General features: G+C 38.2%; 11 protein-coding genes and 1 tRNA gene. 3 read left to right on the forward strand and 9 right to left on the reverse strand.

The features are described from left to right. Window positions 1–3: 3 nt before the first annotated feature. A complete protein-coding gene (locus R1T16_RS11000; protein ID WP_317501155.1) occupies window positions 4–2178 on the reverse strand; it encodes a S9 family peptidase in 2175 nt (724 codons plus the stop codon). Window positions 2179–2342: 164 nt separating this feature from the next. Between R1T16_RS11000 and R1T16_RS11005 the strand changes: the two genes are divergently transcribed. Then, window positions 2343–3695, forward strand: coding sequence for a hydroxymethylglutaryl-CoA reductase, degradative (locus tag R1T16_RS11005; RefSeq protein WP_317501156.1), 1353 nt, complete (start codon window positions 2343–2345; stop codon window positions 3693–3695). Beyond that, the gene (locus R1T16_RS11010; RefSeq protein ID WP_317501157.1) at window positions 3673–4584 is read left to right on the forward strand and encodes a GYDIA family GHMP kinase; all 912 of its coding nucleotides are present in this window, start codon (window positions 3673–3675) and stop codon (window positions 4582–4584) included. Before R1T16_RS11005 ends, R1T16_RS11010 begins: the two co-directional genes overlap by 23 nt. Before the next feature lie 4 nt (window positions 4585–4588). Here R1T16_RS11010 and R1T16_RS11015 read toward each other — a convergent pair whose 3' ends face one another. The 8 genes from R1T16_RS11015 to R1T16_RS11050 form a co-directional block, all read right to left on the reverse strand. Then, on the reverse strand, window positions 4589–5653 hold the full coding sequence (locus tag R1T16_RS11015) for a glycosyltransferase family 9 protein (protein WP_317501158.1): 1065 nt from the start codon (window positions 5651–5653) through the stop codon (window positions 4589–4591). A gap of 233 nt (window positions 5654–5886) precedes the next feature. Then, entirely contained in the window at window positions 5887–7998 is a 2112-nt protein-coding gene (locus R1T16_RS11020) for a peptidylprolyl isomerase (protein ID WP_317501159.1), read from the reverse strand. Between the two features lie 102 nt (window positions 7999–8100). Further along, entirely contained in the window at window positions 8101–9366 is a 1266-nt protein-coding gene (locus tag R1T16_RS11025) for a hemolysin family protein (protein WP_317501160.1), read from the reverse strand. A 6-nt stretch (window positions 9367–9372) separates the two neighbouring features. After that, window positions 9373–9564 (reverse strand): hypothetical protein, encoded by a 192-nt coding sequence (locus tag R1T16_RS11030; protein WP_317501161.1) that lies wholly within the window; start codon window positions 9562–9564, stop codon window positions 9373–9375. Between the two features lie 6 nt (window positions 9565–9570). Beyond that, window positions 9571–10122, reverse strand: coding sequence for an LPS export ABC transporter periplasmic protein LptC (gene lptC / locus R1T16_RS11035; RefSeq protein WP_317501162.1), 552 nt, complete (start codon window positions 10120–10122; stop codon window positions 9571–9573). 3 nt (window positions 10123–10125) lie between these two features. Beyond that, window positions 10126–11484, reverse strand: coding sequence for a hypothetical protein (locus tag R1T16_RS11040; RefSeq protein ID WP_317501163.1), 1359 nt, complete (start codon window positions 11482–11484; stop codon window positions 10126–10128). 17 nt (window positions 11485–11501) lie between these two features. Continuing rightward, window positions 11502–12764, reverse strand: a complete 1263-nt coding sequence (locus R1T16_RS11045; protein ID WP_317501164.1) for a hypothetical protein — start codon at window positions 12762–12764, stop codon at window positions 11502–11504. Further along, a complete protein-coding gene (locus R1T16_RS11050; RefSeq protein WP_317501165.1) occupies window positions 12761–13492 on the reverse strand; it encodes a type III pantothenate kinase in 732 nt (243 codons plus the stop codon). The genes R1T16_RS11045 and R1T16_RS11050 overlap by 4 nt, the downstream gene beginning before the upstream one ends. A gap of 145 nt (window positions 13493–13637) precedes the next feature. On the opposite strand from R1T16_RS11050, the gene R1T16_RS11055 reads away from it, so the two are divergent. Continuing rightward, window positions 13638–13710 (forward strand) — tRNA-Phe (locus R1T16_RS11055). Window position 13711: the final 1 nt, after the last annotated feature.

The following is a 13711-nucleotide window of genomic DNA, read 5'->3' on the forward strand; positions in this document are numbered from 1 at the left end:
TTTTTATAGTTTCTCTTTAATAAAATTGGTCATTTTTGTGTACAGCTGAAGCCTTGTCTTGCCACCGTAGATGCCGTGGTTCCTGTCAGGATAAATAGCCCAGTCAAACTGCTTATTTGCCTGAACAAGCGCCTCCACCATCCTCATAGTGTTTTGTACATGTACATTATCATCGGCAGTGCCGTGTATCAACAAATAAGAGCCCTTTAGCTTGCTTACATGGTTTATCGGTGAATTATCATCATATCCCGATGCATTCTCCTGCGGAGTCTGCATATATCTTTCGGTATATACCGAATCATAAAAACGCCAGTTGGTAACAGGTGCAACCGCAATAGCCATCTTAAACACATCGTTACCTTTTAGGATACAGTTAGACGACATAAAGCCGCCATAGCTCCAGCCAAAGATACCTATCCTCGACGCATCCACATAACTATATTTGCCGATGGTTTTTGCAGCATCAATCTGGTCTTCTACTTCAAATTTACCCAATTCTTTATAAGTCACCTTTTTAAAATCAGCGCCTTTATACCCGGTTCCGCGGCCATCAACGCAAGCCACAATATAGCCCTGCTGTGCAAGCATCATAAACCAATAATCATCAGAGTTATTCCAGTCATTGTTTACCTGCTGAGAACCCGGCCCACTGTACTGATACATGAATACAGGATATTTTTTATTCGGGTCAAAATCTTTCGGTTTAATCATCCATGCATTGAGTTCCTGTCCTTTTTCGGTCTTTACTACCATAAACTCCTTAACAGGAAGGTCAAAAGCAGTTAGCCTGTTCTTAAGGTCATCATTATTTTTTATATCCTTAACCTTTTTTCCGTCTTTAGCATTGTGAAGTGTGTACGACGTGGGGTTCATCGAACTTGAATAGGTATTAATGAAATATTCATAGTTAGGACTGAAGGTAGCAACGTTAGTCCCTTCATTTGGCGTAAGTCTCACTTTGTTCTTACCATTAAGGCTTATCCTGTACACGTCGCGGTTTATAGAACCATTCTCTGTAGACTGGTAAAAGATATTACCCGTCTTGCTATCAAAACCATAGTAAGAAGTCATTTCCCAAGGCCCTTTTGTAACCTGGCTGACAAGCTTTCCGTTTTTAGCATAATGGTAAATATGGTTGTAGCCATCTTTTTCGCTTGTCCATATAAAGCTGTTGTCGTTTAAAAAAGTAAGATTGTCGGTAATATCAACATACGCCTTGTCTTTTTCGTTAAGCACCACTTTAGCGGTACCACTGTTAGCATCTACAAAAACAAGGTCAAGATTATTCTGGTGCCTGTTTAAAACCTGCGCGCTTAGGGTTTGTGCCTCGTTTGTCCATTTTATCCTCGGAATATAAAAATCAGAGTAATTGCCAAGGTTTATCTTTTTTGTAGTTCCCGCTTTTGCGTCATATATATGTAACGATACTATAGCATTTTTCTCGCCTGCTTTAGGATATTTAAAAGTGTACGATGCAGGATATAAGCCCTGATTGTATAAATCCATTGAGAACTCAGGAACATCAGTTTCGTCAAATCGTATGAAAGCGATCTTATCCCCTGCACTGTTCCATTCATAAGCCTTTACAAACGAAAATTCTTCTTCATATACCCAGTCTGTAATACCGTTTATTACGGCATTTTTTTTACCGTCTTTTGTAACCTGAACCGCTTTTTTAGAAGCAGTATCAAATACATAAAGATTATTTTCAAAAGAATATGCCACTTTAGAGTTATCTGCAGAAAACGAAGGCTCCTGTATTTTGCCTTCGGCAAGTTTTGTAAGCGATTTAGAAGCTATGTCATAAATATAATAGTCAGCCGTAAACGAATGCCTGAAAATCTGTTCAGAATTTGTGGCTAGAAGTATCTTTTTTTCATCAGGGCTAAACACATAATTATCTATGCCATTTTCAAGCTCATTAAAATCTCTAGAGCTTATCAGCGTATTCACCTTATTAAGCGTCGCAAAATCATAAAGATCTACCGTACCGGCACCGTTGCCCCTGTTAACATTGAGAACAGTATATTGATTGGTGTTCTTCATAGCCTGAAGATCGTCCATGGCCTGAGTCCTGAAGGCGCCTCCCCATATCTGTTCGAGTGTGATTTTTTGCTGTGCTACTGCCGGCATTACCGTCAGTATTAATAAGAAAAGTGACCTTTTAATGTATTTCATTTTGCAGATGATAAAAAACCTCCAATTTTAGTAAATTTTTATGAATAATGAGTTCTTTTTTTTGTTAAATGCAATTTGAGGTTAATTGGGTGGTATATAAATTTTAGCAAATGCATTTCCTAAAGCTTATCTTTGCATCACATTATTATTTTAAGCAACTGAAAATGAGCAAAGCAATAGCTGGATTCTCTAAATTAACAAAGGAACAAAAGATAGAATGGATTGCCAACGAATACTTCGCGGCGCCAGACGAAGCTGTTACCCTGCTAAAAAATTACTGGAATACAAATGAATCATTGCAAAAACTGCATGATGAATTTATAGAAAACACCATAACTAATTTTTATTTACCCCTTGGTGTAGCGCCAAATTTTGTCATTAACGACAAAAAATACACTATCCCTATGGCTGTTGAAGAAAGTTCTGTGGTAGCCGCTGCTGCAAAAGCTGCAAAATTCTGGGCAAAACGCGGCGGGTTTAAAGCAACGGTAATAGACACCGAAAAAATAGGCCAGGTTCATTTTCTATTTAATGGAAACCCTGATAACCTTACTACTTTTTTCAATAGTGTAAAGCTAAAATTCTTCGAAGGCTCTCAGGACCTTACAAAAAATATGCAGGCACGTGGCGGCGGGATACTTGATATTGAATTAAGAAACAAAACTACCCAGATCGAAAACTATTATCAGCTCCATGCTACCTTTGAAACTAAAGACAGCATGGGGGCTAACTTTATAAATTCCTGCCTTGAGCGCTTTTCTAAGATCTTGAAGGAAGAAGCACTAAACCATGAGGCATTCGCCGAAAATGAAAAGAACATACAGGTAATAATGAGCATCCTCTCTAACTACGTTCCTAACTGTGTTGTGAGAGCTGAAGTTTCCTGCCCTGTTGAAGATCTTATTGAAGATGCAAGCATAAGTCCTAAGGAATTTACAGATAAATTTATTACAGCAGTCAGGATTGCTGAGATAGAACCGTTTCGCGCAGTTACCCACAATAAAGGTATCATGAACGGAATAGATGCCGTAATTGTTGCTACAGGAAACGATTTTAGGGCAGTTGAAGCAGGTGTTCATGCCTATGCTTCAAGAAATAGCCAGTACAGCAGCCTTTCACACGCTAAAGTTGAAGACGGTATTTTCACTTTCTGGATGGAGGTTCCTTTAGCTTTGGGAACTGTAGGCGGACTTACAACACTGCATCCTCTCGTTAAATTCTGCCATGAAATGCTTGGTAAACCTTCAGCCAAAGAACTGATGCAGATTGTTGCCGTAGCAGGGCTGGCGCAAAATTTTGCCGCGCTCCGTTCGTTAACTACTACAGGAATTCAACAAGGACATATGAAAATGCACCTTATGAATATCCTGAACCAGCTTGGCGCAAATGACGTGCATAAAAAAATGGCGGTAAAACATTTTGAGAAAAATGCGGTAAGCCATTCTGCGGTTGCCGACTATCTGAAACATTTACAAACAACTGATCCAAGTAAAATTGAAGAAGACTTTTTACAGTAACGGAAAACTACTTATTACCGGCGAATATACTGTGCTTGATGGTGCTGTAGCTTTTGCACTACCAACAAAAGGCGGGCAGTTCCTGGATATTGAAAATGGAACTGAAGGCGATATTCACTGGAAAAGTTTTGATGCTGATGGAAGCTTATGGTATGAAGCGTCATTTCTAATTGATGATATTATACAAAACATCCAAAGCAGAGACGAAATCACCAATAAGCTGATTGAAATACTGCATTGGGCATGGCTGGAAAAACCTGAAGTATTAGATAGTTATAACGGTTTTAAAATTGAAACAAGGCTTACATTCCCAAAACATTGGGGCTTAGGAACTTCGTCAACACTAATAAACAATATTGCACAATGGTTTGCTATAGATGCGTTTGTTTTGCAGGCAAAGACCTTTGGAAGCAGCGGTTACGACATTGCCTGTGCACAGCACAACACTCCCATCCTTTATCATCTAGATAAAGGCCAGCCAATAACACAACCTATAACTTTCGATCCCGGATTTATCTCCAATTTATACTTTGTATATCTCAACAGAAAACAAAACAGCAGGCAGGCTATAGCGGCATATAGGGAACGAAGAAACAGCATTGCACCCATAATAACAAAAATCAATCAGCTTACTGAAAGAGCAATCAGCAGTAATACATTTACCGATTTTTCCCAATCCATTACAGAACACGAGGCAATTATGAGCGAAATATTAGGCTTGCCGCCTGTTAAAAATCTTGTTTTTCCCGATTTTAACGGATGTATTAAAAGCCTTGGCGCATGGGGTGGCGACTTTATAATGGCTATTTCAAATGAAGACCCGGGCAGCTACTTTACATCAAAGGGATTTGAAGTGATAATACCTTACAGGGAAATGATTTTAGAATAAAACATTACGCATATTGCACCAAACCAAGCTCTCCTGTTTCAAGGATCTTCCTTATCTCAGCAATGCTTTGGTCGTAATTTAGTTTGTTTGTATCTATCGCAATGCTACCATTACCGTAAGGCTCGTATTTAGAAGGATCCGTAACCGAAAATAAGCCAACAGTTGGCGTTTGTGAAGACACTGCAAGATGCATAATACCACTGTCAGCGCCAACAAAAACAGATGTGTTGGCAATCACGGCAGCTATCTCCCTAACATCTTTACTATAAAAAGAAGGAGCTTTAAAATTTATCTTAGAGATATTCTCAACAGGTAAAATCTCGATAAAATCGTAATCAGGGAAAGCATTTACGAGCTTCTTGTAAAATTTACCCCACCAGTCTTCTGTATAGCATTTACTGCCGGTAGCATACGTAAAAAGGGCGATTGTCTTTTTAGAATCCGGCACCAGTTCATTCAGTAACATCTGTCCGTCTTTAATTTCGGCGTCAGTAAGTTTAAGGTTTAGCGTTGGCACAATTGCAGCATTACTTTTAACCCCCATCTTTGATAAAAAATACCTAAAGTTATATACAGGGTTTTTTGCCATATGCCTGTAATCACTATGTTTTTCTGCCAGCTCTTCAATATACTCCCCAAAAAACTTATTCTTGGCCGTAACAAAGCTTGTAGACAGCCTTCCTGATGATGAGGCCCTGTCAAGATTAATCACCAGGTCGTAACGGTGTCTTTTAAGCGAAACCCAAACGTTTATATATTTGAACAATTCTTTAAAAGGCTTCTTAGGAAGGATGATAGTCCTGTCTACCTGATCATAATTTTCAAACAGGATGGGCGCGAGTCCCCCCTTTACAAACAGGTCAATTTTACAATCAGGAAAAACCGAATTGATCTCTTGCAATAATGGTGTTATAAGCAGCAAGTTGCCCAACCTGTGATTTGGCCTGGAAATAAGAATACGTTTCATACTCATGGATGTTCCAGCTGTAGTATCAATACGTGTTGCGCCTACATTTTTTGTAAGCCCAATCATAATTCTTTTTCTAAACTTGTTTATCTCCTTAAGCATAGTATCAATTTTAAACCCTGGCTACACACTATTAATGCACTAAACGCAAAAATAGTATTGCTATTTCAGCAAAGCTATACTATATCATAATAAATAACAAAAATTTAACCTTATTGTTTCGTATTGAAACAATAAAACGCTTATTTTTTACCATGACATTACATTAAGCTAACAACAATTCATAAAAAAACCGGCACAAAGCCGGTTTCATCTATCTTAAATGAACTTAACTATTAGTTAAATTCAGATCTGTTATCATCAATTTTTGCAGCGTCCTTAAGAGCCATTGAGAGCCTTCCCTGTACTTGCTGTCTTCCCTCACCATTAAGTCTGGTAGTGAAAGCAGTATAGTTAGGTAATGCAGCCGCTTTAGCTATTGTTTTAGTCCTAATCTTGAAAACACCTGCTTGGCCATCAATAAGGTCAGAAGTTTTACCTGCAGCAAGACCAAATGCCTTACCTATAACTTTAGGCTCAGAACCTACATTAGCGATCATTGGGTTCGCAATTGTAGTATCACTTGCAAGCGCTACAGAAGAACCGCTTTTCTGTGCCACAGCCTCAAGGGTTGCACCTTCCATTTTCTTTCTTACCAGTTCTGCTTTTTTCTCGTTACGAACGATAGGAAGAACTGAAACTTTTGCCTCTTCTATAGAAAGAAGGCCTTTCTCGTTGATGTTTTTAAGCGTAACGATTGCGTGCCCCTGAGGGATGTCAAACTTCTTCACATCACCAACGTTAGTATCTTTAGCGTAAGCCCATTTAACGATAGCTCTTTGGCTTCCTAAACTTGCAACAGCCTCATCGTTAACTAAGATTTTATTAGCAGGAGTTACTGTAAGACCTAGACCTTTTGCAAGATCTGCAAATGGTTTCTCTTCAGCATCCATTTCCATTTTAGTAGCTTTAGTAAAGATCTCATCTGTAGTCGTTTCAGATGGCTCAATTTTTTGAGCTACCGTAGCAAGCTGAACAGCTTCGTTTTTACCTGTAACTTTAATTACGTGGTAACCAAATTCTGTTTCAACTACTCCTGTAGTTCCTATCGGATTGTTGAATACAAAATCGTTGAATGGCTTAACCATTTGGTTAGGTGCTATATTGTCGTATTCTCCACCAGTCTGTTTCGATCCCGGGTCATCAGTATTAGTCATTGCAAGCATTGCAAAATTACCCGGATTAGCATTAACTTGTTTTAAAAGGTCGTCAGCTTTAGCTTTTGCCTCTTCTTTAGTTCTTGTAATAGATGGATCCGGAGCCTTACCTCCTTTGTAAGCAATAAGGATATGGCTTGCTTTTGCAGAAGCATTTCCTTTTTTATCCATCATTCTTGTAAGCTTGTAGTATCCGTTATCAATATAAGGACCAAATACCTGACCTTTTCCAAGGTTATATATCTGCTCTGCAAACTCTACAGGAAGTTGTTGTTTAGTAACATAAGTAGTATCATACTTAATGTCTGAGTTTTGATTTACAAATTCTGCTATAGTTGCTGCAGGAACGTTTGCAAAACCAGAAATAGTATCGTTAACCCCGGTAGTTTTGTTGTAACTAACACTTGGAGCGAGTAAAGCGTTGATGTTTTTCTTCATCTCAGCTTCGTCTTCTTTAGAAGGCTTATTCTCAATTAATACATATTCAAGGTCACGAGAAGCCTCTGCTTTGTATTTTTTCTCATTTTTCTTCATGAAGGCAATAAGTTCCTCATCAGAAACTTTTACCTGGTCATCGTTGATAGTGCTGTAAGGAACAAACACATAATCAAACGACGCTTTGCTTGCTTCAGCTTCATATTTAGCTTTACCATCTGCATCAGTTGCAAAGAAAGCAGCTTTTACCATTGTAAGGTAAAGTTGTTTTTTAGCTGAATTCTCAACAAGGCCCTGATTCTTCTCGATCATTTGCCATTGCGCAGGGTTAGATGTCTTAAGACCTACTAAAAACTCAGTAAATTTAGCTTTATCAAATTTTCCAAGTGCATTTAAGAACTGAGGGTTTTGAGCAACCTGAGGATCCTGGGCATATACATTAAAGATATGATCTTTACCTACCCTTATACCGGCCTTCTCAAATCTTTCCTCAAAAAGAATGTTGTCAACCTCCTGGTTCCAAACTGCATTTGCAGCCTGTGTAGGGCTAATACCCTGCTGCCTTGCCTGAACGTCATTAACTTTTTGTAAAAAATCCTGTACTGGGATATCTTTACCATTCACGCTACCAATGTTTCGTGTAACGCCAAAGCCACCGCTGTTTACAATATCACCTATTATAAAAGCCAGTAAGCAAAAGCCTATAACTAGTATCAGAATCAACGAACGCTGCCTAATTTTTGATAAAACCGCCATTTTTATGTTTGTTAAAATTTTATATCAGTGGGCGAAAATACAATTATCTGTTTAATAATAAAAGCAGTGACGATATATTTTCGCACGAAGTTGCATTTTTTTTTATTTATTCCCTAAAGCCTGAATTTTTACAAGCTCTATCTTTTTATTCGAAGCCTGCTCGATGTAAATTTCGAAGTTCTCAAAGACCAGTTTTTCTCCCGTTTTTGGTATTTGGCTAGCATTATGCACTATAAAGCCACCCAGCGTTACATAAGAATCACTTTCCGGAATAGCCAGCCCATATTCTTCATTAACGTATTCTACATCAAGACGGGCCGAAAAAAGATAAGCCCCGTCCTCGAGCCTCTCCTCAATAAGCTCCTCTTCATCATCATGTTCATCCTCGATCTCTCCAAAAAGTTCTTCGATAATATCTTCAACGGTCACAATGCCAGATGTACCTCCATACTCATCAAGAACAACAGCCATGCTCTTACGCTTGCGGGTAAGTATATTAAGCAGCTCTTTCACATATATAGTGCCGGGCGCATGCTCAATACTTATCATTACCGATTGTATTGCAGCAGGTTTTTTAAACAGCTCAAATGAATTGACGTACCCTATTATATTATCCAGTGTATCCCGGTAAATAACAATTTTAGAATAATCTGTTTCTATAAACAGCTGCCTCAGCTCTTCAACAGATTCATTAATTTCAACTGCAGCAATCTCAGTGCGGGGCGTCATGATATCGCGCGCTTTAACATCAGAAAATTCAAGCGCATTCTGGAATATCTGAATTTCAGAATCCACCTCTTCCTGAATATCCGCGCCATTTAGCTGTTCAGCTATGTAGTTACCCAACTCGCCTTTACTGAAAAAAGCTTTCTGCCTGTCGCCCTCAGTCCTGAAGACATTTACAAGAATAAAATCTGATATAGAAACAACAAATTTTGAAATCCAGTAGAACAGGTAATAGAAAACATAAGCAGGCAGCGCAAAAACCTTTATTAGCGTATTAGCGTAAACCTGAAAAAATATTTTGGGAATAAATTCGGCGGTTACAAGAAGTACAAATGCCGCAACTACAATCTGCAGCAAAGTTCTGTATAAAAAGTAGATTTCATAACCCGGAGAAGAAAACCATCTCATAATGGCATTACTCATAAAATAAGAATATACTACCATCACAATAGTATTCCCTACAAGCATTGATGTTATGAACTGAACCGGTTTTTCGGTTAAGCGGGAGAGTATTTTAGAAATTAGCGTAGACTGCTTTTTCTCTACCTCGAGATATACCTTATTAGAAGATATGTAAGCAATTTCCATTCCTGAGAAAAAGGCCGAAAGAAGTAAGCATACTATTATCGTCGCCGTTTCCATGATGGATTATGTATCTTTCCTGTTATTAGGATATTTTTTAGCAAACCTCATCCTGAAGAAAAACATAAATACCGCAAGCCCTGCAAATAAAAAGCTAATTACACAGTCTTCGCCTTTTTGTATCTTTAAAATACCGTCAACAGCAAAAAAAGCTGCAACAACAAGATATAAATACGATACAATCTTTAAATAATTCATTCTGTTTTATTTTTCGTCAACATTATTGATAAGACCGGTGTTGCCCTGAGCATTAAACACTTTAAAGTCTTTACTAAAGTCTACACCGGGGCCTTCAAAATAGCTTCCGTTTTCGTCGGTAAATTTAAATCTTTTTTCGGTATAAAACCATTCGTTCTTCTGGTCATAAAACAACTGATCGCTTTCCAGCTTCTTACCATCGTCGCTTGTTATCTTTACGTTGCCCTGCAAATCTATCATATCCGTCTTTGCATAAGTAATGGCATAATCAGCAACTATAAAGGTCTTTTTATTGGATTGGTCAAAAAGTGTAACATGCACGCCTTTTGGGAATTCATTAAAACCGTATTCCAGATTAGAGAAATCAAGCATAAGCGGGCTAACAAGTATAGCCTTTACTTTACCCGAATCAGTATATTTAAGGTTTATATTCTCTGTCTCGCCCGAGGGACTAAAGACAACCGTATTTATCCGCTGCACATCCTTAAAATTACTTTCGCAGGAACAAAGCAGCACTATTACAAAAGATATTATTCCTATACTTTTATAAAATCTCATGACTTACAGGTTTGGTAACGTAACGGTTTCATTTATCCAGCAGCCAAATGTTACGGTATCACCTTTTTTCTTTTTCAAAACTTTTGCTTCTTGTTTTGTAGGGAGGTTTTTAGTATATCCGGCAATTGCGGTCTCCGCAGCCATTTTATATCTTGGTTCGGCGGCCTGCGCTTTCTTAGCCATATCTATAGCTAAGAAATTAAGCGTTTTACGATCAAAATCGGTTAGCTTACATTCATCATTAGGCTGAACGGTTGCATACATTTGCGCAAGTTTCAGGAAAGCCTGGCCTGCTTTAGGATCAAGTTCAACCGCTCTTAAAAGATATTGTTTTTGAGCTGCCCTGTCAGACTGGCTTAGAGAAGCCATCTGCATGCATATGTCAGATTTCTTTACCTGACTGGTTTCCAACATTATTGCCTGCTCAAAATATTTCACAGCTTCTTTGTTATCACCATTTTTAAAGGTAAGTATACCTAGACGGAATGACGTTTCCTTGGTAGGTTTTACAGTATGAATTGCTAAAACCGCTTTCTTTAACAAGGTGGAAGAATAGCATTTTTTGCCAAACATTGCATCTGCTAACGAAGACAGCCATGCAACATCTGTTTTGTGGGCTTCGTAGTTCTTTTCATAATATGCTTCCATCTTCTCGCAGGTTACGTAGTCCCTGCTTTGTTTCCTGATCACGTCAGCCACATTACCTAAGGCTTCAATTGTCAGCGGAGCATCGGTAATAAATTGTGTTTCTTCGTCAGTCAGCGTAGATGTCTCTTTCTTTTTCAGGATATCCTTTTGCCTTGCGGTTATATTATCTTCTGCATAAGCAACCTGGGCGCTTATATCGGCATATTTTTGAAAATACTGGTCGTCATTAATTCCTTTGCCTGATTTAAAATCCTCAAGAACAAGGTCGTAATATGCCAGTAACGATTTATAATCAGTAAAAGCGTTTCTGTTAGTATTAAAAGAAGCAGTAAAAGCTTTATAAGCGTCCGGCTTAGTAATAAGCCCGTGCTCCATCTGAAGCTGAGTTTTTTTTACATCGGCACCACTCATTGGATAATTTGACAACTGCTCCCCATAAAGAGCTATAAGATCAGCTACGTTTGCTTTTGCATCTTCGGGAGTCTGCGATACTTCAACCCTATATTTCAGTATAGCTTCTCCATAAACAAAAAGGTTTTCATTCACTTTAGGACACCTCACCCTAAGGTCGCTAAGTACAGTATAAGCATCGTTGTAGTCCTTGGCAAGAAACTTACCTTCAAATGCCTTATAGCTATCCTCGCATTTAGGAGCTTTCTGCGCAAAAACCGTTAGGCCAACTGCGCAAAAAATAAGTGTCAGAAATGTTTTCATAACCCGTAAAGTTTAAATTAATCGTATTTTCTTTTAATAAACCACCTGTCATTAAGTGAAAGGCTTATCATTACGTTTACATAATTTTCCTGAACAAGGTTAGCTTTAGTTGTACCTCTTCTACCCAGCTCAAGGCCAATGTTTATGTTAGAACCCATATATCCTCCTAAAGGAAGCCCCATACCAAGTGTTAGGGCCATATCGTCAATATACTGGTTATTTACTTCAAGGCCTGTTTTTTCATACCTAAGACCTCCTCTGTAAGTAACCCTGCTTAAATAGCTATTAAAAGAGTTATAATTAGGAATGTAATATCCTCCTAAATTTATTTTTTGGGAAGATTTGAAACTCGCTGCAGTTACCGAATTAAATCGGCTGCCAAAAGCGTTACTGCTTTGTGTAGTGTATTCTATACCTGCAAACCATTTTCTTATTTGGCCCACACCTGTTCCAAAAGTGAACATAGACGGCATTTTTGTATCGTTATCTACCTTACCCGAATCAATTTGGTCTACAATCGTTTCACCTCCTGAAGAGGAAACAAGCACAGTTGCAAAATTTCTTTCAGTTGTACTGTTCAATGTAGACTCAGGCGTAAAGGTCGCACTTGTAACCCAGTCAAGCTTTTCTGAAATCTTTGTTTGGTAGTTTGCTCCAAAATTAAATGACAACCCTCCGTAATGAGCGTCATTAAGCTCACGTGTAGGATACTGTATAATTCCACCGGTAGCGCCAACTATAGATTTTGTCTGTATATTTCCAAAATTATAATTAAGATTAGCACCTAAACTAAGTTTTGGAGTAATTTTATAGGCTACACCTGCAAAAGCACGGTTTATACCACCGCTGCCTTCAAACTCCCTGTGATATTCAACATTATCGCGCGTAACATCATTCTGGATCCTGTATCCTACAGATGTGTAAGGCATCAAACCGAAAGACACACCTATTTTTTTAAATGGAAGCGCAACAGCCAGGTAATCGAATGTTACCCTGCCGGCGCTGTCGTTCCCTGAATCTGATTTAAAGTTAACGCTTTTATTACTTACGCCTACAGTGTAAGTTGTAAGCAGTAGAGAATTATACATTGCAGGATTTTGCAGATTTACGTGTATACTGTCGGGCAAAATACTTAAACCACCCATAGACCTGTTTTCTACAGTTCCTTTAAACTTAACATCGCCAATACCATAATAAGAATAAGGCGACGCATTATTATCCTGTGAAAACGCAGTGGTTGAAAGAATCAGGCACAAGCCTGCAATAATTTTTTTAATCATTTTTGATCGTTATATAGATATAAAAGATTCAAACTCTCCAGCAGGAAATTTGAATTGGCAAATATGGTGTTTTTTAATCTTTTAGCCAAAAAATCGGCATCTCCACCCGTTAATATTATTGTTAACTCCTGATATTGTTCAACATACTGCTCCACAAACCCGTTCATCTCATGCAGAACGCCATTTACTACCCCCGAATGCATAGCACCCTTAGTTGTATTACCTATGTATTCATTTGGCATTTCAGGATATAACAACGGAAGTTTTGCCGTAAAATTATGCATAGCATTATACCTTAACTGTAAACCCGGCGATATTGCACCGCCTTTATAGTGTTTTTGGATATCTACAAAATCATAAGTAATGCAGGTGCCGGCATCTATCACAAGGCAGTTCTGCCCCGGATATTGTAATACTGCCCCAGCGGAAAGCACCATCCTGTCTATACCTAAAGTTGCAGGCGTTGCGTAGTCGTTAATAAAAGGGAAAAAAGAATCATGGTTGATGATAGACAAATCACTTCCTTTATCCAGTTGTGATAACAGGTCCGGAATGGTATTCCCTACCGACGAAACAACGCTTTTTTTGATTCCTATATGTTTTTTAAAAATATTTTCTAGTTCTATTGACACTTGTTCTTTATCAAAAACATATTTATGAATGAGTACAGTACCCTCAAAAACAGCAGCTTTAATTTTTGTATTTCCTATATCTATCGCTAAAAGCATTTACCTTTTGTTTATGCCGTAAAGATAGTGATTGATTTTTTTTATCTTTTGTTTTGGATAATTTAAAAATGGTTCTATATTTGCACCCGCAAACAAGTTCACATAACGCCTTATAAACATAAGTAATTAGTGAAGTTTAAGCAATGGTACCTTAGCTCAGTTGGTAGAGCAATGGACTGAAAATCCATGTGTCCCTGGTTCGATTCCTGGAGGTACCAC

The sequence above is a fragment of the Flavobacterium sp. DG1-102-2 genome, assembly GCF_033042555.1.
Taxonomy (GTDB): Bacteria; Bacteroidota; Bacteroidia; order Flavobacteriales; family Flavobacteriaceae; genus Flavobacterium.

Bases quoted from the DNA above. Each gene is read 5' to 3' on its own strand.
- R1T16_RS11000 (WP_317501155.1), bottom strand. From the start codon at position 2,178: ATGAAATACATTAAAAGGTCACTTTTCTTATTAATACTGACGGTAATG.
- R1T16_RS11005 (WP_317501156.1), top strand. From the start codon at position 2,343: ATGAGCAAAGCAATAGCTGGATTCTCTAAATTAACAAAGGAACAAAAG.
- R1T16_RS11015 (WP_317501158.1), bottom strand. From the start codon at position 5,653: ATGCTTAAGGAGATAAACAAGTTTAGAAAAAGAATTATGATTGGGCTT.
- R1T16_RS11020 (WP_317501159.1), bottom strand. From the start codon at position 7,998: ATGGCGGTTTTATCAAAAATTAGGCAGCGTTCGTTGATTCTGATACTA.
- R1T16_RS11025 (WP_317501160.1), bottom strand. From the start codon at position 9,366: ATGGAAACGGCGACGATAATAGTATGCTTACTTCTTTCGGCCTTTTTC.
- R1T16_RS11030 (WP_317501161.1), bottom strand. From the start codon at position 9,564: ATGAATTATTTAAAGATTGTATCGTATTTATATCTTGTTGTTGCAGCT.
- lptC (WP_317501162.1), bottom strand. From the start codon at position 10,122: ATGAGATTTTATAAAAGTATAGGAATAATATCTTTTGTAATAGTGCTG.
- R1T16_RS11040 (WP_317501163.1), bottom strand. From the start codon at position 11,484: ATGAAAACATTTCTGACACTTATTTTTTGCGCAGTTGGCCTAACGGTT.
- R1T16_RS11045 (WP_317501164.1), bottom strand. From the start codon at position 12,764: ATGATTAAAAAAATTATTGCAGGCTTGTGCCTGATTCTTTCAACCACT.
- R1T16_RS11050 (WP_317501165.1), bottom strand. From the start codon at position 13,492: ATGCTTTTAGCGATAGATATAGGAAATACAAAAATTAAAGCTGCTGTT.